A 24,036-nucleotide genomic window follows, 5' to 3' on the forward strand; every position below is an offset into this window, starting at 1 on the left:
TCCGGCGCCGCGGCGTTACGCGCTTGCGCCGAGACGGGCGGCGACCATGATCGCCTTCATCTCGCGCACGGCGTTGTCCCAGCCGGCGAAGATCGCATGCGCGACGATCGCGTGGCCGATATTCAGCTCGACGATGCCTTCGATCGCGGCAATCTGCTGAACGTTGGTGTAGTGCAGACCGTGACCCGCGTTGACCTTGATGCCCAGCGTTGCGCCGAACTCGACGGCACGCACCACTCGCTCATATTCGCGCTGCTGCTCGGCGGGATCGTGCGCTTCCGCGTAGCGGCCCGTGTGCAGTTCGATCACCGGTGCGCCTGCTTCGTGCGCGGCGCGGATTTGCGTTTCGTCCGGATCGATGAAGAGCGACACGCGCGAGTTCGCTGCGGCGAGTTGCTGGCATGCTGCGCGCACGGCTTCGAACTGCCCGGCGACGTCGAGACCGCCTTCAGTCGTCAGTTCCTGACGCTTTTCCGGCACGAGGCAAACGTCGTGCGGCTGCACGTCACACGCAATGTCAAGCATCTCCTGCGTGACCGCACACTCCAGATTCATGCGCGTTTTCAACAGCGGCCGCAGCTTGCGCACGTCGGCATCGACGATATGGCGGCGGTCTTCACGCAGGTGCAGCGTGATCACGTCCGCGCCAGCCTCTTCGGCCATCAACGCGGCGCGGATCGGATCGGGGTAGGAGGTGCCGCGCGCGTTGCGCAGCGTGGCGACGTGATCGATGTTCACGCCCAGGTCAATCACATTCGGCGACGTAAGAAAGAAGCTCATAAGTTCTGCAAGTCGATCAGGATCTGGCGCGTCGCGAGCGGCGTGCCGCCAAGGTAAGTGTTAAGCAGAAAGCGCATCAGCGTTTTGCTTTGCGCCACGGTCTGCACTCGATGGTAATCGTCCTTTTCCATATCGAGCAAGGTCTGTCCGGCGATCACCGGCCATTGCGCGGGCAGATCGTCGGAGGCTTCGCGCACGCCGCGCTCCGGGTCGAACACGTAGCGGCCTTCGGCCTGCACCGCTTTGCGCGCGACGGTGCGATCGAGCGCCATCGCATAACCGGTCTCCCGCAGCAGCACACGTTCGAACGAACGCAGCACCTGCACGGGCGGCTCGTCATGCGCGAGGCGCGTCATCGTGACGACGTAGTGATGGAACAGTTGCGGATGCGGGTCTTCGCGTGCGCAGAATTTGACCAGCAGTTCGTTGACATAGAAACCGCAGAGCAGCGCGTCGCCCGCTAAAGGCAACATACCGCCGACCCATTCGGCACCGGTCAGCGTGCGCACTTCGGATTTGCCGGACCACGATAACGCAAGCGGCTGGAAGGTCTGCAGCACACCGCGCAAAGCGGAGTGCGGACGTTTCGCCCCCTTCGCGACGAGCGCGAGACGGCCGTGATCGCGCGACAGCACGTCGATGATCAGACTGGTTTCGCGGTACGGATAGCTATGCAGGACAAAAGCGGGTTGCTCCGCGATCCGGTAATCGGAAGCAGAGGTGCGAGGCGCGCGGCGCGCCGGCGCTTTGCGCGGCTCGCCTTCGGCGCCTTGCGCACCGCTTTTGGCACCCTGAGCGCTTCTGGCACTCGATGAGGTTTTCTTGGTACTGCGAGCGGGTTTGGACGGCTCGCGCGCCGGCGCTGCCGGCGCCGAGTCGTCCGGGTCAGCGTCGGAATTCAGCGTCATGCACGCGTCATTCGTACCCATACGCACGGAGTCCGGCTTCGTTGTCAGCCCAGCCGCTCTTCACCTTGACGAAGGTTTCCAGATACACCGGGCCGTCGAACAACTTTTCCATGTCGAGGCGCGCTTCGGTGCTGATCTGCTTCAGCTTGGCGCCCTTCTGGCCAATGACCATCGCTTTTTGCGTATCGCGCTCCACCAGGATGGTCGCGAAAATGCGGCGCAGACGCCCTTCGGTTTCGAACTTGTCGATCAGTACGGTGCTCGTGTACGGCAGTTCGTCACCGGTCCAGCGGAACACCTTTTCGCGCAGGATTTCGGCGGCGAGAAAACGCTCGCTGCGATCGGTCAGGTCGTCTGCGCCGTAGATCGGCGCGCCTTCCGGCAGGAACGGCTTAATCGTTTCCATCAAACGCTTGATATCGTCCGGATTCTTCGCCGACAGCGGCACGATCTCGTTGAACTGACGCAACGCGGCCACCTGTTGCATGAACGGGAACAGTGAATCCTTATCCGACACGCGATCGAGCTTGTTGGCGATCAGCAGCGTGGGCACCGACGGCGGGATCAGGTCGAGCACCTTCTGGTCGTCCGGGCCGAAGCGGCCGGCTTCGATCACGAACAGGATCGCGTCGACCGAACTCAGCGTGGACGTGACCGCGCGATTGAGCGAACGGTTCAGCGCGCCGCTGTGCTTGGTCTGGAAACCCGGCGTGTCGACGAAAATGTACTGCGCGTCTTCAAGCGTGTGAATGCCGGTGATGCGATGGCGCGTAGTCTGGGCCTTGCGCGACGTGATACTGACTTTCTGGCCGACCAGCGCGTTCATCAGCGTGGACTTGCCGACGTTCGGGCGGCCGACGATCGCGACCATGCCGCAGCGAAAACCAGTGGGAGTGGGAGCGTTCATATTGGGGCGACGGCAAGTTCAGATCGACGCGCGGGGAATGGCGCGCCGATGGCAATCAATGGCCCGCATCGGCGACGCGGGTTTGCACCGCGTCGGCTACGCCGGGTTCGTGTTCGATCGGTGCCGGCACGCCGGGCGTGGGCACGGCTGCACCGGGTGTGGCTTCCCGGCTGCGGTGTTTGTCGGCGATGCGGACGGTCGCGGCTTCCGGTTTGGCGTCGGCGGCCTTTGCTTCTGCGGGCTTTGCTTCTGCGGGCTTTGCTTCTGCAGGCTTTACATCCGCAGGCTTTACATCCGCAGGCTTTACATCCGCAGGCTTTACATCCGAGGGCTTCACGTCCGCGGGATTGGCGCCTTCGGATCTGACTTCGGCTGATTTGGCGTCCGGCTTTTCGGCTGGCTTGTCCGTCGCTGCTTTGTCAGCAGACCTGTCGTTCGCGTGGGCGGCCGCCCTGTCAGCTCGTTCCGCCCTATCCGCGCGCTCCGGCTTGTCCTGTCCGCTGTATTCCACGTGCGCGGCGCGAATCACTGCCAGCGGCGCGGACGTCGCAGTCAGGGTCGGCCGTTCGGCTGCGGACTCCGCCACCGGCGCAGTGCGGGCCTCACCCCGCCCGGCCCCACGCTCGCTCTTGCGATCCGGGCTGCGCAAATCGAGCGCGGCCTGTACGCCGGTCACGCCGGGCACGATCTCCTGCTCGACATTCTTCGCCGCACGGGCGCCTTTCGAACGCTTGGGCTTGGCGACCACAGCGGGCGCAGCGGCCATCACCTCGTCGAGCGCCTTCTTGGCCGCGGCCTGCTCGGCCGCCCGACGGCTCGCGCCGGAACCGGACACTTTGACGTCCAGCTTCGGCACCGTGCATTCGACTTCAAATTGTTGATTGTGCGCCGCACCATGCGTCGCAACGACGGTGTACGTAGGCAACGCGATCTTGTGGCCCTGCAGATATTCCTGCAGCAGCGTCTTGGCGTCTTTGCCGAGCGTGCGCGGGTCGATGTGATCGAGGATCGGCACGTAAAGGCGCTTGATGACTGTTTGGGCGGCATCGAACCCGCCGTCGAGGAACACCGCGCCCAGCACGGCTTCCAGCGTGTCAGCAAGGATCGACGGGCGGCGGAAGCCGCCGCTGCGCAACTCACCCTCACCGAGACGCAGGCCCTCGGAGATATTGAGGGCCTGAGCGATTTCGTAAAGCGACTGCTGTTTGACCAGATTGGCGCGGACGCGCGACAGGTCGCCTTCGTCCAGTTTGCCGAAACGTTGGAACAAAAGCGCAGCCACCGCGCAATTCAGAACGGAGTCGCCGAGAAACTCGAGCCGTTCGTTGTGCGTGGAGCTATGACTGCGGTGCGTTAAAGCCTGGCGCAACAATTCCGCATTGCGAAATTCGTAGCGCAGACGGCTTTCCAACGGAGATAGGGGCATGGGCAGAGTATAACGCGGGCGCCTGCCCCGGCGAAAACGCGGGGCGGCCAGCGGAAAAAGCGTGGTGAAGCGACGTTACCGCGGATTCTTAAAGTAGCGTGATAGCACGCCGCGACTGATGTGACCTACGTGTGGGTCACCTGCGCGGCGTGTCGTGCAATCAAGGCATGCGTGCTCAGTGGAATGAGCCGATGCGTTTCAGATCGCTGAAGTTCATCCAGATGAAAAACGCGCGGCCGACGATATTCTTATCCGGCGCAAAACCCCAGTAGCGGCTATCAGCGCTGTTATCGCGGTTGTCGCCCATCATGAAGTAATTGCCCGGCGGCACTTTGCAGATCACGCCGCGTGCGTTGTACGTGCAGTTATCGCGATACGGATAATCTTCCGCGCCGACGATGAACGGCGGCACGGCCGGGTTGTTCAGAATCGCGTTCTTGCGGTCGCCGAGATCTTCTTCGAATTGCTTTGCGTAGCCGAGGCGCTCTTCGTCGAGATAGTCAGGTAGCGCCGTTTCCGGCACTGGCTTTCCGTTGATCGTCAGTTGCTTGTCCTGATAAGCAACGGTGTCACCCGGCAGACCGATCACGCGCTTGATGTAGTCGACCGATTCGTCTTTCGGGTAGCGGAAAACCACCACGTCGCCACGCTCGAGCGGACGCCCTTCGGTGATCTTCGTGTTGGTGATCGGCAGACGGATGCCGTAGTCGAATTTATTGACGAGGATGAAATCGCCCACCAGCAGCGTCGGCACCATCGAACCCGAAGGAATCTTGAACGGCTCGACCACGAACGAGCGCACTACGAACACCACCAGAATCACCGGGAAAAAGCTCGCCGAATACTCGAGCCACCACGGCTGACGCAGCTTGTCGTCACGCAGACGGGCGCGTGTTTGCGCCGCGTTTTCGTCGGCGAAACGCTCGCCGACACGTGCCTGCTGACGGTCGAACTCGGCGACCACGGCGTCCGCTGCGCGGCGCCGTTGCGGCATGAAAACCAGTTTGTCTGCGACCCATGCGACGCCCGTCAAAATGACGAGCACAAAAAGAATCAGCGCAAAATTCATAGGGTTCCGTTGTTCGTCTTATTTGTCTTCGACACGCAGAATCGCGAGGAAAGCCTCTTGCGGAATCTCGACGGACCCGACCTGCTTCATTCGCTTCTTGCCTGCCTTTTGCTTTTCCAGCAGTTTCTTCTTACGGCTAATATCGCCGCCGTAGCATTTTGCCAGCACGTTCTTACGCAACGCTTTAATGTTCTCGCGCGCAATAATGTTCGAGCCGATGGTGGCCTGAATCGCGACGTCGTACATTTGACGCGGAATCAGTTCGCGCATTTTCGCCGCCACTTCACGGCCGCGATACTGGCTCTGCGAACGATGCACGATCACGGACAATGCATCCACCTTGTCGCCGTTGATCAGCATGTCGACCTTCACGACATCCGCCGCGCGATATTCCTTGAACTCGTAGTCCATCGACGCATAGCCACGCGAGATCGACTTCAGACGATCGAAGAAATCGAGCACGACTTCGCCCATCGGAATTTCGTAGGTCAACTGCACCTGACGACCGTGATATTGCATGTTGATCTGCGTGCCGCGCTTTTGCGTGCACAGCGTGATCACCGAGCCCACGTAGTCTTGCGGCATGTACAGATTGACGGTGACGATCGGCTCGCGCACTTCCTCGATCTTCGACGGCTCCGGCATCTTGGCCGGATTTTCGACCATGATGGTCGTGCCGTCGCGCTGCAGGACTTCGTACACCACGGTCGGCGCCGTGGTGATCAGGTCCATGTCGAACTCGCGCTCGAGCCGCTCCTGCACGATCTCCATGTGCAGCAACCCGAGGAAGCCGCAACGGAAACCGAAGCCGAGCGCCTGAGAGACTTCCGGCTCGTACTGCAGCGAGGCGTCGTTCAGCTTCAGCTTTTCCAGCGAGTCACGCAGCGCGTCGTACTGATTCGCTTCGACCGGATAGAGACCGGCGAACACCTGCGGCTTCACTTCCTTGAAGCCCGGCAGCGGCTCGGCAGCAGGACGATTCACCAGCGTAACGGTGTCACCCACCTTCGCGGCGGCCAATTCCTTGATACCGGCGATGATGAAGCCCACCTGCCCGGCGGACAGCGATTCGAGGTTCTTCGACTTCGGCGTGAATACGCCGATATGTTCGACCGGATACTGCGCGCCGGTCGCCATCATGCGGATCTTGTCTTTCGGACGCAGCGTGCCGTTGACGATACGCACCAGCATCACGACGCCCACGTAGTTGTCGAACCACGAGTCGATGATCAGCGCTTGCAGCGGTGCTTCCGTGTCGCCCTTGGGCGGCGGCACCTTGGCGATCAGCGCATCGAGCACGTCTTCCACGCCAACGCCAGTCTTCGCGCTGCAATGCGTGGCGTCGGTTGCGTCAATGCCGATCACGTCTTCAATCTCTGCGATTGCGTTCTCGGGATTCGCGGCCGGCAAGTCGATCTTGTTGAGCACCGGAATCACGTCGACGCCGAGCTCGATCGCCGTGTAGCAATTGGCCACGGTTTGCGCTTCCACGCCCTGGCTTGCGTCGACGACCAGCAACGCGCCTTCACATGCGGACAGCGAGCGGCTGACTTCGTACGAGAAGTCGACGTGGCCCGGCGTGTCGATCATGTTCAGGTTATAAATCTGCCCGTCACGGGCCTTGTACGTCAGTGCGGCGGTTTGTGCCTTGATGGTGATGCCGCGCTCGCGCTCGAGATCCATCGAGTCGAGCACTTGAGATTCCATCTCGCGGTCGGACAAGCCACCGCAGATCTGGATGATGCGATCGGCGAGCGTCGACTTGCCATGGTCGATGTGCGCAATGATCGAGAAGTTACGAATATGATCCATTCAGTACCGATCAAGCGAAAAAGGCGCGCTCGGACAATAGCGGAGCACGCCTTGTAAGTAGGTGAAAAACCTATCTATTTTAGCCGAAAAGGCTGTCGCCCGGCGCATCTTGCGAGGCTCGGGCGGAAAAGACGGCTCAGCAACTATCGTGGATGGGACCAGAGTAAGCGCTGAAGCGCCAACTCTGGCCGACAGGAGAGGCGTGAAACGGGGTGTGAACGGCGCACCTTCGCGCCTGGTTTGGGCCCTTTTTTGAGCCCTTAGTTGGACCCCAAATGCGTGGACCCCGAATGCGCCGCCACAAAGCGTGCGGCGAGCGCGGTACGAACCCGCGCCGCATCGAGGTGATAGTGGCACAGTTCGACGCCGTCGCAGACCAGGACCGGCACCAGTTCGTTATAACGGGCTTCCAGCAAGGGATCGGTGTCGACGTCGATCACGACGACTTGCGCGCCGAATTCAGCCAGCAAAGGCTCGAGCGCGGCACGCATGTCGTCGCACAAGTGGCACCATGCGCGCCCGTAGAGCGTGAGCGGCGCCACCCTCTTCACTTCTGCGCGCTGCGCGGGCGAATCGGCACGAACTGCGTGTTCTCGCCACGACGGACCAGCAGCGCGACCATTTTCTGCGAGTCGAGATGCGAGGTCACATCGTCGAACTGCTTCGCGCTCGTGATATCCGTGTCGCCCACACGCAGGACAATGTCGCCCTTCTGCAGTCCGACGCGCACTGCCGGGCCGTCTACCGCGTCGATCTGCACACCGTTGTGCAGTTTCAGCGCCTTCAGTTGATCAGAAGGGATATCGCTAACGGCGAGACCCAGCACGTTCGTGGCGCGCTGCTTCGGCACCGGCGCCTTCTTCTGATCCGCCTTGGCGGTCTTGTCGGGCTGCATCTCGGCAATCGTGATCGGCAAATCGCGCGTCTGGCCCTTGCGCCAGATCGTGACAGTCGACTTGGCGCCCGGCTTCGTATCGCCGACCATGCGCGGCAAATCCGTTGCCGTGTCGACGGAATGGCCGTTGAACTTCAGGATGATGTCGCCCGGTTGCACGCCCGCCTTGTCCGCAGGACCGCCCGGTTCGACGCTGCTGACCAGCGCGCCCTGCGCCTTCGGCAGACCGAGCGAATCGGCTACATCTTTCGTCACTTCGCCGATCGCCACCGCGATCCGGCCGCGCACGACCTTACCCGAGGCCTTCAGCTGGTCGGCCACGCGCATCGCCTCGTCGATCGGAATCGCGAACGAGATGCCCATGAAGCCGCCAGTACGGCTGTAGATCTGCGAATTGATGCCGATCACTTCGCCCTGCATGTTGATCAGCGGACCGCCTGAATTACCCGGATTGACGGCTACGTCGGTCTGAATGAACGGCAGATAATCGCCCGTATCGCGCCCCTTGGCGCTAACGATACCGGCCGTCACCGTGTTCTCCAGACCGAACGGCGAACCGATCGCGACCACCCACTCGCCCACACGCACCTTGTTCGAGTCGCCGATCGTGATGGTCGGTAAATTGGCAGCGCTAATCTTCACGACGGCAACATCGGTCCGATCGTCCACGCCGATCAGTTTGGCCTTGAACTCGCGCTTGTCGGTGAGGGTGACGTAAATGGTGTCCGCGTCGTCCACAACGTGCGCGTTGGTCATCACGTAGCCGTCCGCCGACAGAATGAAGCCTGAACCGACGCCGCTGTTCTGTTCGGAATCGCTGTTATCCGGCGAGTCCTGGCTGCCGCCGCTACCGCCCCCACCGTTATCGCCACCGCGCGGCGTACCAGGCGAACCTGGAGATTGCGGCGACTGCGGCAACGGAATGCCGAAGAAGCGGCGGAAAAACTCCGACATGTCGCCGTCGTCCATGCCCGGCGGCAATCCACCACGGGCACCGCTGTTCGACACGCGAGTGGTCGTGCGAATGTTGACGACTGCTGGGCCAACCTTGTCGACGAGGTCAGTGAAGTCGGGCAGATTGGCTGCGGGAGCCGCCGACGCCGTGTGCGGCACGAGCGGCAAACACGCCACTACCACCGCGGCCGCGAGGAGTTTGCGCACCGAGAAAGTCGTCATATCGTAGCAAGCCGAGGGAGTCGAGTGATTCGGAAGATTACTTCGGAGCTTTATATTCTATGGCAGACGCAAATTGCTGCAATGTGGTCTGGGGCACTTCACCAAGCAGAGTAATCCAGAAGTCTCCGCGCCGCTTGACCAACACGTGTGTAGCGCCGCTGCTGCCCGCACCTTCCTTGCGGGTATTGTTCTCGACCGGCTCGACAAACACCGAAATGGCAGCGAGGCCGTCTGAGAATACGGCCTGATCGACGGGAATGGTCGGCTGGCCCGCGTCACGCGCAGCCATTGGGCGACGCAGTTCGCGAATCTTGCGGAAGCCCGGCACCGTGGGCGTGATCTGCCAGCCTTGCGCAGCCATATCGACGGGCTCGACCGGCGGACGCACTACCGTCCAACCTGTCGTATTACGAATGCCGTTGGCGATGGCAGTCTTGTCGACCGGCACGCCGATGCGAATCTGCGAGAACGACAACTGCTCGAGCACCTGGCCGTTCGGGTCAAGTGTCTGCGCACGCAGCAGCAGGCCAGTCTTCTTGTCGGCCCACAGCTTGTAAGCAAAGCGGTATGCGTCTTTCGGGTCGAGCTCGATCACCTGGCTGTCGATACCCGCGACGCGGTCATCGCCGAGCAGCTTCGGCTCGTACACAGAGAGCACCTGCTCGCCGCTGACAGCCAGCAACGCAGGGAACGAATCTTTGTTCTGGCGCTTCTCGACCACGCAAAGATGCCGCTCTGGCACGAACGTGTAGAGATCTTCGTTATGGCGAAGCATTTTGCGCGGCTTGCCGTCGAGGCTTTCGAGTTGCTCGAATTCGCCGTCAGTGCGGGTCGCGTAGTGCGCGATCCGCGACGTCTGAACGAAATTGCCGCGCTGATAGACGAACGCGCCCTCGTAGTTCTGCTGCTGGGCGGCCTGATGGATTCGATCGAGCAGCTCCGCGGCCGTGCGACGGGCGACGAGTGGATCGTCGGTTTGTGCGAAGACCCGCGGTGTAGCGGACAACAATACGGCTGCGCAGAACAGAAATGCCGGCAGCCGCCCCCAGATAGTCGTTTTATTCAACCGCGGAGTCTGCATCAAACTATTGGCCTTGCGTAGAAACTGCGGCAGCGCGAATCAGCGGCATCGAGCCCGGCATGACCGGTTGTTGCGCGAATTGCTGGTGAGCTTCCAGATACTGATCGAGACTTGCGTCACGAATGATGTTGGCGTCTTGCGCAACCGGCTGCACCGTCGCGACGGGCACCGACGCCATGGCCACGCGTTGCAGCGAATCGCCATGCGACTGGAGCGACGCGACTTGCGCGACGCCGGGGCCGCCCGGCACGCCTTGCAGTTGCGGCACGACGATCCAAGTCAGTGTGGCAGCGGCAGCGGCGACAGCAAAGGCCGGCACGACGCGGCGACGCAGCGCCAGCAAACGGCGCGCAACCGGCATTGCAGCAGGCGCGAGCACGTGTGGCTCGTTGTCGAAACGTGCGGCAAAACCGCTCAGGAACGCGCCGCTCGCCGCCGGGCTGACCGCCAGATCGTCAGAACGCAGGGCGTCGCCGATCAGGTGATAGCACGACCAGGCGGCACGATCTTCGCCGTCCAGTTCGGAAACAAACGTGTTCAGATGCTCTTCGCCGAACAACTCGCCGTCGACAAAAGCGGACAGACGCTCGCCGCGCGAGCTGGCTTGCGATTGCATCGAGACCGACCCCATGATGCTCCCCATCTTACAAATACCCCGTAGTGACACCACTAATCCAGATATTGCACCCGCGCCCCGCCCGGCGGTCTGGTGTTTACCAGCGCTTGCCTTCAGGTGTGTCAAGCAACGGCCGCAATTTTGCCGCAATGGCTTCGCGAGCGCGAAAAATTCGTGATCTGACTGTGCCAATTGGGCAACCCATCATCTCAGCGATTTCCTCGTAGCTCAAACCTTCAATTTCACGAAGAGTAATGGCGGTGCGCAACTCTTCCGGTAAAACCGCCATCGCAGCATTGACCGTCTCAGCGATCTGCTTGCTCATCAACATCGACTCAGGCGTGTTGATATCCCTTAGTTGGTCGGCGTCCGAGAAAGTTTCAGCTTCTTCAGCATCTGCTTCGGTCGAAGTCGGTGCGCGCCGCCCTTGGGTCGCAAGGTAGTTCTTCGCTGTATTGACCGCAATCCGGTACAACCACGTATAAAAGGCCGATTCCCCGCGAAACTGCGGCAATGCCCGGTACGCCTTGATAAAGGCGTCCTGGGCGACGTCTTCCACTTCGGCCGGGTCGCGCACGAGGCGGGAGATCAGCCGGAGAATCTTACGGTGGTATTTGGAGACCAGAAGCTCGAACGCGGCCTTGTCGCCCTTCTGGACGCGCTCGACCAGCACCTGATCAATTTCTTTTTCGCTCACCTGATAAATCCGTTAACTATAGGGCGCATGGCGGGTGACCATTGTAGCGTCCCCATCAATTCGGCACGTTACTCCGGTAACAGCGGTTACAGTCGTTACAGTCACGCACCGGCGCCACGCCGGCCCAGCACGGCGAGCTCCCGGAAGACGGGCGCTGGAAGCGCGTCAGCGGCGAGAAGTAGCGTGCGGGAACGCCCATGGTCCGGCACCAGCGCCAGAACGAGCAAGCGACCGCTCCATTGCGAACAGCCGGCGATGCGGCCCTGCGTCAGCATACCGCCCGCCCGGTTCCAGGCAGACAGTCCGTCCGGGCCGATTTTCAGCGCGACGGGCTGCGCACGCTCATGTTTTACCGCACAGAGCGTCAGCAGCGCCCACACGGCAAGCGTCAACGGAGCCGCCTGCCAGGCACCCAGATGCGACGCGAAACAGGTATAGGCGGCCAACGTCGCAATCAGGATGAACACCCCACAAGCGGCGCGCATGGCGACGGAGCGCCGCAACGTAATCCGTTGCGACGCTCCGCCGGGCGTTGCCGATTCGAGGGAAACAGCCGGGCAAGCCGGCGTTTTCGACTGGCGTGTCACCAAACGATCAGGCGCGCTTGAAGACCAGCGTGCCGTTCGTGCCGCCGAACCCAAACGAGTTCTTCAGCGCGACGTCGATCTTCATCTCCCGCGCGGTGTTGGCGCAGTAATCGAGATCGCAGGCCGGATCCTGATTGAAGATGTTGATCGTTGGCGGCGACACCTGATGATGCACGGCGAGCACGGTGAACACAGATTCCAGACCCCCGGCGCCGCCCAACAGGTGACCCGTCATCGACTTGGTCGAATTCACGACCATGTCTTTGGCGTGGTCGCCGAAAGCGCGCTTGATGCCGGTGGTTTCAGCCAGGTCGCCCAGCGGCGTGGACGTGCCGTGCGCGTTCAGGTAATTCACCTGATCCGAATTGATGCCCGCGTTCTTCATGGCAGCCAGCATGCAGCGGCGTGCGCCGTCGCCGTCTTCCAGCGGTGCGGTCATGTGATAGGCGTCGCCGCTCATCCCATAGCCGCTGACTTCGGCGTAAATCTTCGCGCCGCGTGCCTTCGCGTGTTCGTACTCTTCGAGCACCATCACACCGGCACCCTCGCCCAGCACGAAACCGTCGCGGTCTTTGTCCCACGGACGGCTCGCCGTTGCCGGATCGTCGTTGCGTTGCGACAGCGCACGCGCCGCCGCAAAGCCGCCGACACCGAGCGGCGACACGGTGGATTCCGCGCCGCCGGCGATCATCACGTCGGCGTCACCGTATTCGATCAGGCGCGAAGCCTCGCCGATACAGTGCAGACCCGTGGTACATGCGGTCACGATCGCCAGATTCGGACCCTTGATGCCGAACTTGATCGACAGATGGCCCGAGATCATGTTGATGATCGACGCCGGCACGAAGAACGGCGAAATGCGGCGCGGGCCGCGGTTCAGCAATTCGGTCTGCGTGTTTTCGATCATCGGCAGGCCGCCGATGCCCGAACCGACCACCACGCCGATGCGCTCCGAATTCTCGTCGGTGACTTCGAGGCCGCTGTCCTGCATCGCCTGGATGCCGGCTGCGACGCCGTAATGGATGAACGTATCCATGTGGCGCGCTTCCTTACCGGGGATGTAGTCCTCGATATTGAAGCCCTTCACCTCGCCGGCAAAGCGAGTCGAAAAGTTCGACGCATCGAACTTCGTGATATTGGCAATACCCGACTTGCCGGCGACCAGATTGGCCCAGCCGTCGGCAACATTATTGCCAACAGGCGAAATCAGCCCCAGGCCTGTAACAACAACACGACGGCGGCTCACGGTAACCCCTTTTTCATAGATGACAAAAGCAAAAGCCACAGCGGCCACAGGAACTTGCCCTGTGTGCCCTGTGGCTGTTAGGCGCCCCCACACCTGGCGCTTCGCACCAGATCCCCCCGAGGGGGGCAATCCCCCAAGGGGACTTCCTCCGGGGCGGAAAACGCAGGACGCCCCGGCGTTTTCTTGAAAGTCGGCAATCGCGCGGAAACTTGCGCTGTCAACATCGCTGGCTCCTGCACGGCAAAAAGCGCCAACCCTGCTGGCGTCGGAAACCGACACGGCAGGGCGTCATACGCCGCCAACGCAGAAACGCAGGCGCGAATGACTTTAGGCCTTGACGTTCGCGCGAGCGTAGTCGATCGCTTGCTGAACGGTGGTGATCTTCTCGGCTTCTTCATCCGGAATTTCCATGCCGAATTCGTCTTCGAGGGCCATCACGAGTTCAACGGTGTCGAGCGAGTCGGCGCCGAGGTCGTTCACGAACGAAGCTTCGTTCTTGATCTCAGCTTCTGCAACGCCCAGTTGTTCTGCGACGATCTTCTTGACGCGCTGTTCGATATTGTCCATTACCCCTCCAAGGGAAAAGAAGTTCAAAAATACAGGTGCGCGCATTTTATCAGGTTTGACCCGGCAAAAAAGCGGCGCATCGGGTTCCTGTCAAGGCATGCGCCTTACGCTTTTGCAAACGCATCAAGGCGCGGATAGTAACCGAATTTGGTTACGACATGTACATTCCGCCGTTCACATGCAATGTCGTGCCGGTGATATAACCCGCTTGCGGCGACGCGAGGAACGCCACGGCGTGCGCGATATCGTCCGGGCTGCCAAGGCGGCCGAGCGGAATCTGCGACTTCAGTGCGGTTTGCTGCTCTTCCGGCAGGGTCTTGGTCATGTCGGTATCGATGAAGCCCGGCGCGACGCAATTCACGGTGATACCGCGGCTGCCGATCTCGCGCGCCAGTGCGCGCGTCATGCCTGCCACGCCCGCTTTCGCGGCTGCGTAGTTGATCTGCCCCGGGTTGCCGGCCGAGCCGACCACCGACGTGATGTTGATGATACGGCCGCCCTTCGCCTTCATCATCGGACGCAACACCGCGCGCGACAGACGGAAGACCGACTTGAGATTGGTGTCGATCACCGCGTCCCAGTCGTCGTCCTTCATACGCATCGCGAGTTGGTCTTGCGTGATGCCGGCGTTGTTCACCAGCACGTGCAGCGCGCCGAATTCCTTTACGGTGCCGTCGATCAGCGCTTCGGCTGCAGCGGCGTCGTTCACGTTGAGCACCGCGCCGCGACCGTTCACGCCAGCCGCGTTAAAGGCTTCGCTGATCGCTGCCGCGCCGCTTTCGGTGGTTGCCGTGCCGATCACCGTCGCGCCCTGGCGCGCCAGTTCCATCGCGATCGCACGGCCAATGCCGCGCGACGCGCCCGTCACGATTGCGATTTGCTTGTCGAGAGTCTTTTCCATCTGTCAGTCCGGATGCCCTTTCGGAGGGCTGATTGATTCTTGATTTCGAGCTTGGCGCCTTGCTTCCGCCCTATGAAGCGGCGTTCAGCCCGCCGTCACGAGCTTGAGCGTTTCTTCGAGCGAAGCCGGATCGAACACGGAGGCGCCGTTCAGATTGCCGTCGATGCGCTTCGTCAAACCCGCGAGGACCTTGCCAGGACCGCATTCGATCACATGCGTGACGCCTTGCGCCGCCATCGCCTGCACGCTTTCAACCCAACGCACCGGACCTGCTGCCTGACGCACCAGCGCGTCCTTGATCTTTGCCGGCTCGTTGACCACCGCGACGTCGACGTTGTTGATCACCGGAATCGACGGCACTTGCACGTCGACGCTAGCCAGATACTCGCGCAATTGATCCGACGCCGGCTTGAGCAGCGACGAGTGGAACGGCGCCGATACCGGCAGCGGCAACGCACGCTTTGCGCCCTTCGCCTTCGCGACTTCGCAAGCCTTTTCGACTGCGGCCTTGTGACCGGCGATCACGACTTGCGCCGGCGCATTGAAATTCACTGCTTCGACGACACCCGCGACCGACGCTTCAGCGCAAACCGCGCGCACCGTGTCGTCATCGAGGCCGAGAATCGCGGCCATGCCGCCAACGCCGACCGGCACTGCCGTTTGCATGGCTTGCGCGCGAAAACGCACGAGCGGCACAGCATCGCGAAACGCAATCGCGCCCGCCGCGACCAGCGCGGTGTATTCGCCGAGGCTATGACCGGCGACGATGGCCGGCTTCGGGCCGCCCGCCTGCTGCCACGCGCGATAAATCGCATAGGCGGCAGTCAGCATGACCGGCTGGGTATTAGTGGTGAGGTTCAGATCTTCGACGGGGCCTTCGGCGATCAGCTTGCCGAGGTCCTGATTGAGCGCATCGGACGCTTCCTGAACCGTCTCACGCACGATCGCGTGATCGGCGAATGCGTTAAGCATGCCGACCGACTGCGAACCTTGCCCAGGAAAAACGAACGCAAATTTCATATCGTCCCCAAAATCGATGTTGTCAGATGTGGGTGGCGCGCCCGGTTGATGGCGAGCGCGCTCAAGCGTAGCCGAGCGCCGCGAAGAGCGCTCGCCATAACGTCGCCGCTATCAGTAGCGGATAACCGACGCGCCCCACGTGAACCCGCCGCCGACGCCTTCGATCAGCACGTTCTGGCCGCGCTTGATGCGGCCGTCGCGCACCGCGACGTCGAATGCGAGCGGAATGGACGCAGCCGACGTATTGCCGTGTTCGCCCACCGTGACGACCATGCGCTCCTGCGGCAAGCCGAGCTTGCGGCAAGTGCTTTGCATGATGCGGATATTGGCCTGATGCGGAATCAGCCAGTCGATCTGCTCGGCCGACAGATTCGCTTTTGCGAGTGCTTCGACTGCAACCTTTTCGAGCACATTGACCGCGAGCTTGAACACAGCCTGCCCGTCCATATGCAGGAACGCGCTGCCCTCGATCACGCCGCCGTTCACATTGCCCGGCGTGCAGAGAATGTTCGAATGGCTGCCGTCGGCGTGCAAAGCGCTCGCCAGCACACCCGGTTCTTCGGACGCCTGCAGGATCACCGCGCCCGCGCCGTCGCCGAACAGCACGCAGGTGGTGCGGTCCTTGAAATCGAGAATACGCGAGAAGGTTTCCGCGCCGATCACCAGCGCCGTGCGATGCTGGCCGCCGCGAATCAGGCTATCCGCCATTGCCACCGCGTAAGCAAAGCCGGAACAGACGGCCTGCACGTCGAATGCCGCGCCGTGATTCTTGATGCCGAGCTTGTTCTGCAACAGGCACGCCGTACTCGGAAACACAAAATCAGGCGTAGAGGTTGCAACGATGATCAGATCGATGGCTTGCGGATCGATATCCGCCGCTTCGATCGCGCGCTGCGAGGCGATCAGCGCCAGATCGCTGGTGGTGACATCGGGTTCGGCGAAGTGGCGCGCATGGATGCCCGTGCGGGCAACGATCCATTCGTCGCTCGTCTCGACGCCCTGGCTGGCGAGACGTTCAGCCAGATCCTGATTGGTGACGCGTCCGGGCGGCAGGTAGCTGCCGGTGCCCAGCACGCGGGAATAAATTGTCGATTGAGCCATTATGCCTTCGAGGATTGCGCAGCGTAGGGCTCGGCCGGCTGGCCTGCGATCGGGCTTGCGTGACCCGCACCGCTTGCGTCGCGCGCCGCCTGTTCGAGAGAACCTGCGTTCTCTTCCATTGCTCGCGCAAGGCGTTCCAGCACGCCGTTTTTGACGGCATCATACCCGCGTTTGATAGCCCACTCAAACCCGTAGGCGTCCGCCGAGCCGTGGCTTTTGATCACCAGCCCACGCAGGCCCAGCAACGCGGCACCATTGTATTGCCGATGATCGACCCGTTTCTTGAAACGCATCAATACCGGTAATGCGAGCACCGCCATTACCTTGGTGAGCCACGAACGGCCGAACTCTTCCTTGATGATGTCGTTGAGCATCTGCGCGAGGCCTTCCGACGTTTTCAGCGCGACATTGCCGACGAAACCGTCGCAGACGATTACGTCGACCGTGCCCTTGAAAATGTCGTTGCCTTCCACGTTACCGTGAAAGTTAAGTGTACTCGCGCGCAACAGTTCGCCGGCACGTTTGATGGTTTCGTTGCCCTTGATGACTTCTTCGCCGATGTTGAGCAGGCCGATGGTGGGCCGCTCCTTGCCTTCGAGCGCCGACACGAGCGCGTGCCCCATCTCCGCGAACTGCAGCAGATGCTGCGGCTCGCAGTCGACGTTGGCGCCCAGGTCGAGCATCATCGTGTAGCCATCGGGATTGGGCAGTGCGAACGCGATGGCCGGGCGTTCAATGCCCGACAGCGTTTTCAGCACATAGCGCGATACCGCCATCAGCGCGCCGGTGTTACCGGCGGAAATGCAGGCTTGCGCCTCGCCTTCCTTGACGCGGTTCAGCGCCACGCGCATGGATGAATCTTTTTTCTTGCGCAGCGCGACTTCAACCGGATCGTCCATGGCGACGATCTCAGAAGCGGGTACGACGGTCAGCGCCGGCAGGTCCTGTGCCTTCAACTTCTTCAGCTGCGCACGAATCGCACTTTCAATGCCGACGAGCAGCAGCTCAGCATCGGGATGCGAACGAACGAAGTTGACGGCAGCGGGAACGGTCACGGACGGGCCGTGGTCGCCTCCCATGCAATCTATCGTGAGCTTTACTGTCATGGAGTGCGACGAATTTCAGGCACCCTGCATGGGACCGCAGTAAGCGCTAAAGCGCCAACTGCGATCGACACAAAAAAGCGGCAATTGAATGCCGCCTTTTTGCCGAGCCGGGAAAATGTCAAGCGAGCCGATCGCCACGCGAAACGCCAAGGGGCGCACGCAATGAAACGATTAGTCGTTCTTCGTCTTGACGACTTTCTTGCCGCGATAGTAGCCGTTCGGGCTAACGTGGTGACGCAGATGCACTTCGCCCGTGCTCGGCTCCACGGCCAGCGGCGCTGCCGTCAGGAAATCGTGCGAACGGTGCATGCCGCGCTTCGACGGCGACTTCTTATTTTGTTGAACTGCCATGACTAACTCCTAAAAATTTTCCGAATTCTAACACAGCCCGACCCGGTGTCCGCCATTGACCGAATGGCCAATGCGCCCGCTTCGCGCTCCCATGCAACTGTTCAGTGCTTCTTGTCGCCCGGCTCACCGCGCTTGAGACTTTCGAGCGCCGCAAACGGATTGGGCCGCTCGGGCTCGCCGCCCTCACCTGCCTCGTCCGGCGCAGCCTCGTCGCCCTCGCCTTCTGCACCGGCCACACCAGAGACAAGGCTCTCGTGCACCTCGGGACACACTTCATGCTTGGGCACGAGCGGCAAGGAAAGCAGCAACTCTTCTTCGATCAAGTCGATGAGATCGAACTGGCGCGAGCCCACGATCACTTCGACTTCATCCTCGTCGAGCGGAAACTCTTCGGCTTCCGCCTCAGTGTTGACGATCCGGTAAGTTGCATCGACATTGAACGGCTGCAAACACGGCGTCATGCACCGCTGACATTCGAGCCATGCAGCGCCGTGAATCGCCAGCCTCAGATAAGGCTGCGGACCCTCGGTGCCGTCGTCCTGCAATTCCGGCTGCGTCGCCCCTTCGGCTTGCCAGGTGAACGCGGTATCGCGGTCTGGCGCTTCTGCCGGGACTTCGTTTAACATGCGCGGCAGTTGCGAGACGCGCACGACACCCGCGGCCTGACGCCCACTCCGCGCAAATTCGAACAGATCGATATCGTGCGGGTCGGATAGACCAGCAGGGTTGCCAGGATGTTGAGTCATGTGCGCTCCTGCGTCGGCAAGGATTTCGCCGGGGATAAATCGGTTTGCAAAGCAGCCCGCGGAACTCGTGCGCTACCTGTGTTGGCAACACGGGGTTGCCCACCTAGGCCGCATCACACGACGCCGCCTGTGCAATAGCATACCGATGAAAAGCCCGAAATCATATCCGTTTTGTCTTTTCGAGTCAAACACTTAAGCCCGTACACGTGCGATACCCGCACAACCCCGTACGACCCGCCTCTCTAGCCGTTGGTTGCACATGCCAGATTCCCTCAATCGCCCGCCACGCCTGATCCTGGCGTCGAGTTCACCTTATCGTCGCGAGCTGCTCGAGCGCCTGCGCATTCCGTTCGATGTCGTCGTGCCGGCGATCGACGAAACGCCGCTCGCCGGCGAAACGCCCGAAGTGACCGCCCTGCGCCTCGCCGAGGCAAAAGCCCGTGCAGTAGGCGAGGGACTGGGCGCCGGTGAAGCCGCACTCGTGATCGGCTCGGATCAGGTTGCCACCTACGACGGCCTGCAGATCGGCAAGCCCGGCACGCACGACAAGGCACTCGCCCAGCTGCAGGCAATGCGCGGCCGCGAAGTGCTGTTTCATAGCGCACTCTGCCTGTTCGACAGCCGTTCTGGGGCGGCGCAAGCCGCCGACGTCATTACCCGCGTGCAATTCCGCAACCTGCCGGACGCCGCGCTCGACGCTTATCTGCGCGCTGAAACGCCATATGACGTCGCGGGCAGCGCAAAATCCGAAGGTCTCGGCATCGCGCTGCTCGAAGCCATTCACTCGGACGACCCGACCGCGCTGGTCGGGCTGCCATTGATCGCACTGTCGCACATGCTGCTCGCAGTGGGTTATCCACTTCTGGGGGCACAATGAGCGGCACCTTATATCTGATCCCAAACACGCTCGGCGAAGGCGATGCCGACGCTCTCGACGCCGTCCTGCCCGCGCCGGTGCGCGCTCGCGCAGCGTCGCTGCAGTACTACATCGGCGAAAACGCGAAAACCACCCGCGCTTTCCTGAAGAAGGTCGGCACCGAAAGGCCGATCCAGGAAATCGAGATTCGCGAGTTGAACGTCAATACGCCGGCCGGTGAGATCGACAAACTACTCGCGCCTTTGCTGGCGGGCACGGATGCCGGCCTGGTGTCCGAAGCCGGCTGTCCGGCGGTCGCCGATCCGGGCGCTCTGCTGGTGCGTCGCGCGCATGAGCGTGGCGTAAAGGTCGTGCCGTTTGTCGGACCGAGTTCAATTCTGCTGGCCTTGATGGCCTCTGGCCTGAATGGCCAGAGTTTTGCTTTCCACGGCTATCTGCCGGTCGACGCCACCGAACGGGCCAAGCGCCTACGCGACCTGGAGCAGCAGTCGCGCAAAGCCAAACAAACGCAGATTTTTATCGAGACGCCTTATCGGAATAAACCGCTGCTCGATACGTTGCTCGCAACGTGCGCGCCCTCCACCCTCGTTTGCGTTGCAGTCGATCTGACGCTGGAGACGGAAACCATCGCCAGCCGCACCGTGGCCGACTGGAAGAAGAAACCGGCTATCGATTTGCACAAGCGGCCGGCAATTTTCCTGATCCTCGCCGTGTGATGGCTGCTGCGTCTTAAACCGCTCAACTCGCCGCTCGACGCGCTGTTTGCCGCCTACCGGCGAAAAACAAAAAAGCCCCGTGCAATCGACTTTCGACCGCACGGGGCTTCTTTTTTAGCACTCAATCACCGCAGACTCATCTTCCCGCCAAGCGCCATCGCGTGAACGGCGCCACTGCCGACTGCCGCGCCGAACTTGCGCGCCACGCGGTCCGTAATGCTCTCTTTGACCGTGTAGTCGACGATATCCGGCGCCTTGAAGAGATCGCGCGCGACGTAATCCGCGTCGCCGAAACCGTCGGCCAGCCCCAGTTCGACACTCTTCTGACCGGTCCAGAAGAGTCCCGAGAACATATCCGGCGTTTCGTGCAAGCGCTTGCCGCGGCCCTCACGCACGGCGTCGATGAACTGCGCGTGGATCTGATCGAGCATGTCCTGCGCATGATCGTCCATCTTTGGCGTTTCCGGCGAGAACGGGTCGAAAAAGCCCTTGTTCTCCCCCGACGTGTGCAGGCGGCGCTGAATCCCGAGCTTATCCATCAGCCCGGTGAAGCCGAAGCTGTCCATCAGCACGCCAATCGAACCAACGATGCTCGCCTTGTCCACGTATATCTTGTCGGCCGCCGCAGCCGCGTAATAGCCGCCCGACGCGCACATGTCGCCGACCACGACATACAACGGGATCGACGGATACTTGGCGCGCAACCGGCGAATCTCGTTGTAGATAATGCCGGCCTGCACCGGGCTGCCGCCCGGGCTGTTACAGCGCAGGATCACGCCTGCCGTACCCGCATCGTCGAACGCACTTTCCAGTGCGGTGTTGATATCTTCGGCGTTCGCATTCGTATCAGCAGAGATTTCACCATCAATCGACACCATTGCCGTATGCCGGCCAGTGGTCGAAACCTTGTCGCCGGAGAAATCGAACACACCCCATACCGCCAGCAGCAAGACGATCAGGAACACAAACCGGAAGAAGATCTTCCAGCGGCGTGCCGCGCGCTGCTCGGTGATTGCCGCAAGCGCGATGCGCTCGAGCGCGGCGCGCTCCCAGCCCGGCTCATCGGCAGGCGTGCGGGGACGGCCTGTCAGGGACGGTTCCTTCGGTTCGGGAGTCAAGTTGTCAGACATGCGGTGCAGTGGAAAGGTCGAAGAGGAGAAAAGTCAGGGCGTGGCCGGGCGTAGTTCGCCGTCCGGCAGCCAGAACACGGCACGGCCTTCAGGTGTATCCCGCTCGTCAACCCGGACGGGGCGCAACCGGCCGCCGCGGCACGGGCCGCCGACGCATTTGCCCGTATCAGGCGCGTAAATCGCGCCATGTGTAGCGCACATCAAGTATAAACCGGACGATTCGAAGAACTGCCCTTCGGCCCAATCGAGCTCCATCGGCACGTGGGCGCAGCGGTTCAGATAGCCGTATGCGCGGCCATCATAGCGAACGAAAAATACCACGACGTCGCCGTCGCCGAACCTGGCCGCGCGCCGCACGCCCGCGCCGCCGTCGACCAGTTCTTCAGACGCGCAAATGCGAACAGCCTGGGTCGCCGCCTCGGTCATACCCATGCTCATGCGTTCTCTCGCAGCCAGCCAGACAGCGCGCTCACGCTGGAGGCGACGAATTTCGGCGACAGAGCGGCCAGCGAACCGGCAGGATGCGCGCCGTATGTGACACCAATGCCCGCGACGCCCGCATTGATCGCCATCTGCAGATCGTGCGTCGTATCGCCCACCATCACCGTGCGCACCAGATCCTGCCCCAGTTCACGGGTAAGTTCGTGCAGCATGGCCGGATGCGGCTTCGAGAAGGTTTCGTCCGCGCAGCGGGTGCCGTCGAACAGGCTCGTCAGCCGCGATTGATCGAGCGCGCGGTTCAGCCCGACGCGGCTCTTGCCGGTCGCCACCGCCAGCAGATAACCCTGATCGCGCAATTCCTGCAGCATTTCGCGCACGCCGGCGAACAGCTCGGTGGTCTGATCCTTCACTAAATAGTGAAAGCGATAGCGCTCCGCCAGACGCGGGTAATCGGCCGGATCGAGCGTGGGCGCGGCGATTTGCAGCGCGTCGCGCAGGCCGAGACCGATCACGTAGCTGGCGGCCTCATCGGCGGGAACCGGCAGACCGAGATCGCGGCATGCCGCCTGGATGCTGCGCGTGATATGCGCGGTCGAATCCATCAACGTCCCGTCCCAGTCGAAGACGATCAAATCAAATTGCTCTCTAGCCATGCGGTATCGTCTCCGGGTTTGACCCACTTCGTAATTCACGTAATTCATTGAGCTGCGCAACGAAACTGCGGCATTCAGCCGGCAGCGGCGCCTCGAACTGCACGGGTGCGCCAGTTGCCGGGTGCGTCAACTTAAGACGGTAAGCGTGCAGGAACATGCGCTTCAGGCCAGGCTTGGCGTTGGCGCGCGCCAGCGCCTTGTTCAGCGCGAAGTCACCGTATTTCGCATCGCCGACGATCGGCAGCTCCAGATGCTGCAAATGGACGCGAATCTGATGCGTGCGGCCGGTCTTCAGTTCCGCCTCGAGCAGCGCGTACTCCGGCCAGCGATCGATCAGATTGAAGACCGTGTGCGACGCAAGGCCGTCGGCCTGGACGCGCACACGCCGTTCGCCGTCCGCGGTCAAATACTTATGCAGCGGCTCCTTGACTGCGCGGCGGCGACCCCAGTCGCTCGCCCACTCGCCGTGGACGCACGCATAGTAGCGCTTATCCATCTTGTTCTCGCGAATCTGCTCGTGCAGATTGACCAGCGCGGAGCGCTTTTTGGCGAGCATCAGGATGCCGGACGTCTCGCGGTCCAGCCGATGCACCAATTCGAGGAATTTCGCCTGCGGTCGCGCTTCGCGCATCTGTTCGATCACGCCGAACGCAACACCGCTGCCACCGTGGACCGCCACGCCGGCCGGTTTGTCGATCACGAGCATGTGCTCGTCTTCAAAAATAATTTTGAAATCGGCGCTCGGCACCGGCGCGTGGGCGATCGCCTCGTTCGGTTGAGCGACGCGAATAGGTGGCACACGCACCAGATCGCCCAGCTCAAGGCGGTACTGCGCGTCTATCCGGCCCTTATTCACACGCACTTCCCCGCTACGCAGGATGCGGTAAATATGGCTTTTTGGCACGCCCTTACAGACGCGCAAAAGGAAGTTATCAATGCGCTGTCCGGCCGCACTGTCGTCGATCTCGATCATCGAGACCTGGTCGCTTGCGACCGATTTCTGGGATATTTTGCCTAACTCTTTCATTATGAATATAATTTGCCCAGCAGTCTGCGGCGGCCGGCGCAGTGTCCGGAATTCGGGCGGATTGCGCAGGCGCAAGCGATAAACCATTATTTTACTTGCGCCGGGGTCTGGTTGCTCACCCTGAAAATGAGATGCAACATGTTGCACGCACGAAGTCAGTGCCCGGCAGGGACGGCGCCCACAGGCGCGTTCGGTCAAGG

26 protein-coding genes are annotated in these 24,036 nt (G+C 61.7%); 2 read left to right on the forward strand and 24 right to left on the reverse strand.

What is annotated here, in order from left to right; genetic code table 11:
- Positions 1-15: 15 nt before the first annotated feature.
- The 20 genes from pdxJ to GNZ13_RS35020 form a co-directional block, all read right to left on the reverse strand.
- Positions 16-780, reverse strand: a complete 765-nt coding sequence (gene pdxJ / locus GNZ13_RS34925) for a pyridoxine 5'-phosphate synthase (protein ID WP_172173035.1) — start codon at positions 778-780, stop codon at positions 16-18.
- Complete coding sequence (gene recO / locus GNZ13_RS34930; RefSeq protein ID WP_172173037.1) at positions 777-1,709, reverse strand: DNA repair protein RecO; 933 nt, start codon at positions 1,707-1,709, stop codon at positions 777-779. The genes pdxJ and recO overlap by 4 nt, the downstream gene beginning before the upstream one ends.
- A complete protein-coding gene (era, locus tag GNZ13_RS34935; RefSeq protein WP_172173039.1) occupies positions 1,696-2,595 on the reverse strand; it encodes a GTPase Era in 900 nt (299 codons plus the stop codon). The genes recO and era overlap by 14 nt, the downstream gene beginning before the upstream one ends.
- 55 nt (positions 2,596-2,650) lie before the next feature.
- Entirely contained in the window at positions 2,651-4,021 is a 1,371-nt protein-coding gene (gene rnc, locus GNZ13_RS34940; protein WP_172173041.1) for a ribonuclease III, read from the reverse strand.
- Positions 4,022-4,196: 175 nt separating this feature from the next.
- On the reverse strand, positions 4,197-5,090 hold the full coding sequence (lepB, locus tag GNZ13_RS34945; RefSeq protein WP_172173043.1) for a signal peptidase I: 894 nt from the start codon (positions 5,088-5,090) through the stop codon (positions 4,197-4,199).
- Between the two features lie 18 nt (positions 5,091-5,108).
- Entirely contained in the window at positions 5,109-6,902 is a 1,794-nt protein-coding gene (gene lepA / locus GNZ13_RS34950; RefSeq protein ID WP_172173045.1) for a translation elongation factor 4, read from the reverse strand.
- A gap of 260 nt (positions 6,903-7,162) precedes the next feature.
- Positions 7,163-7,453 carry a glutaredoxin family protein gene (locus GNZ13_RS34955; RefSeq protein WP_172173047.1) on the reverse strand — a complete coding sequence of 97 codons (291 nt, stop codon included), beginning with the start codon at positions 7,451-7,453 and terminating at the stop codon, positions 7,163-7,165.
- Positions 7,450-8,973, reverse strand: coding sequence for a DegQ family serine endoprotease (locus tag GNZ13_RS34960; RefSeq protein WP_172173049.1), 1,524 nt, complete (start codon positions 8,971-8,973; stop codon positions 7,450-7,452). Before GNZ13_RS34960 ends, GNZ13_RS34955 begins: the two co-directional genes overlap by 4 nt.
- Positions 8,974-9,010: 37 nt before the next feature.
- Entirely contained in the window at positions 9,011-10,054 is a 1,044-nt protein-coding gene (locus GNZ13_RS34965) for a MucB/RseB C-terminal domain-containing protein (protein ID WP_172173051.1), read from the reverse strand.
- Between the two features lie 4 nt (positions 10,055-10,058).
- Complete coding sequence (locus GNZ13_RS34970; protein WP_172173053.1) at positions 10,059-10,685, reverse strand: sigma-E factor negative regulatory protein; 627 nt, start codon at positions 10,683-10,685, stop codon at positions 10,059-10,061.
- An 82-nt stretch (positions 10,686-10,767) separates the two neighbouring features.
- On the reverse strand, positions 10,768-11,367 hold the full coding sequence (rpoE, locus tag GNZ13_RS34975; RefSeq protein WP_006051939.1) for an RNA polymerase sigma factor RpoE: 600 nt from the start codon (positions 11,365-11,367) through the stop codon (positions 10,768-10,770).
- Positions 11,368-11,468: 101 nt separating this feature from the next.
- Positions 11,469-11,954, reverse strand: a complete 486-nt coding sequence (locus GNZ13_RS34980) for a protein YgfX (RefSeq protein WP_328807342.1) — start codon at positions 11,952-11,954, stop codon at positions 11,469-11,471.
- A 7-nt stretch (positions 11,955-11,961) separates the two neighbouring features.
- Positions 11,962-13,200: a beta-ketoacyl-ACP synthase II gene (fabF, locus tag GNZ13_RS34985; RefSeq protein WP_172173055.1), complete on the reverse strand. Its 1,239-nt coding sequence runs from the start codon at positions 13,198-13,200 to the stop codon at positions 11,962-11,964.
- Positions 13,201-13,527: 327 nt separating this feature from the next.
- Positions 13,528-13,767, reverse strand: a complete 240-nt coding sequence (gene acpP, locus GNZ13_RS34990; RefSeq protein ID WP_004197638.1) for an acyl carrier protein — start codon at positions 13,765-13,767, stop codon at positions 13,528-13,530.
- Positions 13,768-13,918: 151 nt separating this feature from the next.
- Entirely contained in the window at positions 13,919-14,668 is a 750-nt protein-coding gene (gene fabG / locus GNZ13_RS34995) for a 3-oxoacyl-ACP reductase FabG (RefSeq protein ID WP_172173057.1), read from the reverse strand.
- 84 nt (positions 14,669-14,752) lie between these two features.
- Positions 14,753-15,688 carry an ACP S-malonyltransferase gene (fabD, locus tag GNZ13_RS35000; RefSeq protein ID WP_172173059.1) on the reverse strand — a complete coding sequence of 312 codons (936 nt, stop codon included), beginning with the start codon at positions 15,686-15,688 and terminating at the stop codon, positions 14,753-14,755.
- 111 nt (positions 15,689-15,799) lie between these two features.
- Positions 15,800-16,789: a beta-ketoacyl-ACP synthase III gene (locus GNZ13_RS35005; protein ID WP_172173061.1), complete on the reverse strand. Its 990-nt coding sequence runs from the start codon at positions 16,787-16,789 to the stop codon at positions 15,800-15,802.
- On the reverse strand, positions 16,789-17,895 hold the full coding sequence (gene plsX / locus GNZ13_RS35010) for a phosphate acyltransferase PlsX (RefSeq protein WP_172173063.1): 1,107 nt from the start codon (positions 17,893-17,895) through the stop codon (positions 16,789-16,791). The genes GNZ13_RS35005 and plsX overlap by 1 nt, the downstream gene beginning before the upstream one ends.
- 171 nt (positions 17,896-18,066) lie before the next feature.
- On the reverse strand, positions 18,067-18,246 hold the full coding sequence (gene rpmF / locus GNZ13_RS35015) for a 50S ribosomal protein L32 (RefSeq protein ID WP_006051932.1): 180 nt from the start codon (positions 18,244-18,246) through the stop codon (positions 18,067-18,069).
- Positions 18,247-18,347: 101 nt separating this feature from the next.
- A complete protein-coding gene (locus tag GNZ13_RS35020) occupies positions 18,348-18,992 on the reverse strand; it encodes a DUF177 domain-containing protein (protein WP_172173065.1) in 645 nt (214 codons plus the stop codon).
- Between the two features lie 259 nt (positions 18,993-19,251).
- Between GNZ13_RS35020 and GNZ13_RS35025 the strand changes: the two genes are divergently transcribed.
- Together GNZ13_RS35025 and GNZ13_RS35030 are read left to right on the forward strand one after the other, a co-directional pair.
- A complete protein-coding gene (locus GNZ13_RS35025; RefSeq protein WP_172173067.1) occupies positions 19,252-19,869 on the forward strand; it encodes a Maf-like protein in 618 nt (205 codons plus the stop codon).
- A complete protein-coding gene (locus GNZ13_RS35030; protein WP_172173069.1) occupies positions 19,866-20,585 on the forward strand; it encodes an SAM-dependent methyltransferase in 720 nt (239 codons plus the stop codon). The genes GNZ13_RS35025 and GNZ13_RS35030 overlap by 4 nt, the downstream gene beginning before the upstream one ends.
- A gap of 125 nt (positions 20,586-20,710) precedes the next feature.
- Here GNZ13_RS35030 and GNZ13_RS35035 read toward each other — a convergent pair whose 3' ends face one another.
- From GNZ13_RS35035 to GNZ13_RS35050, 4 genes are read right to left on the reverse strand one after another with little or no spacing between them, the layout of a single operon-like run.
- Entirely contained in the window at positions 20,711-21,715 is a 1,005-nt protein-coding gene (locus GNZ13_RS35035) for a S49 family peptidase (protein ID WP_172173071.1), read from the reverse strand.
- Between the two features lie 33 nt (positions 21,716-21,748).
- Entirely contained in the window at positions 21,749-22,153 is a 405-nt protein-coding gene (locus tag GNZ13_RS35040; RefSeq protein WP_172173074.1) for a Rieske (2Fe-2S) protein, read from the reverse strand.
- Positions 22,150-22,809 carry an HAD-IA family hydrolase gene (locus GNZ13_RS35045; RefSeq protein ID WP_172173076.1) on the reverse strand — a complete coding sequence of 220 codons (660 nt, stop codon included), beginning with the start codon at positions 22,807-22,809 and terminating at the stop codon, positions 22,150-22,152. The genes GNZ13_RS35040 and GNZ13_RS35045 overlap by 4 nt, the downstream gene beginning before the upstream one ends.
- A complete protein-coding gene (locus GNZ13_RS35050; RefSeq protein WP_172173106.1) occupies positions 22,802-23,836 on the reverse strand; it encodes an RluA family pseudouridine synthase in 1,035 nt (344 codons plus the stop codon). The genes GNZ13_RS35045 and GNZ13_RS35050 overlap by 8 nt, the downstream gene beginning before the upstream one ends.
- Positions 23,837-24,036: the final 200 nt, after the last annotated feature.

The organism is Paraburkholderia elongata, assembly GCF_013177735.1.
GTDB classification, from domain to species: domain Bacteria; phylum Pseudomonadota; class Gammaproteobacteria; order Burkholderiales; family Burkholderiaceae; genus Paraburkholderia; species Paraburkholderia elongata.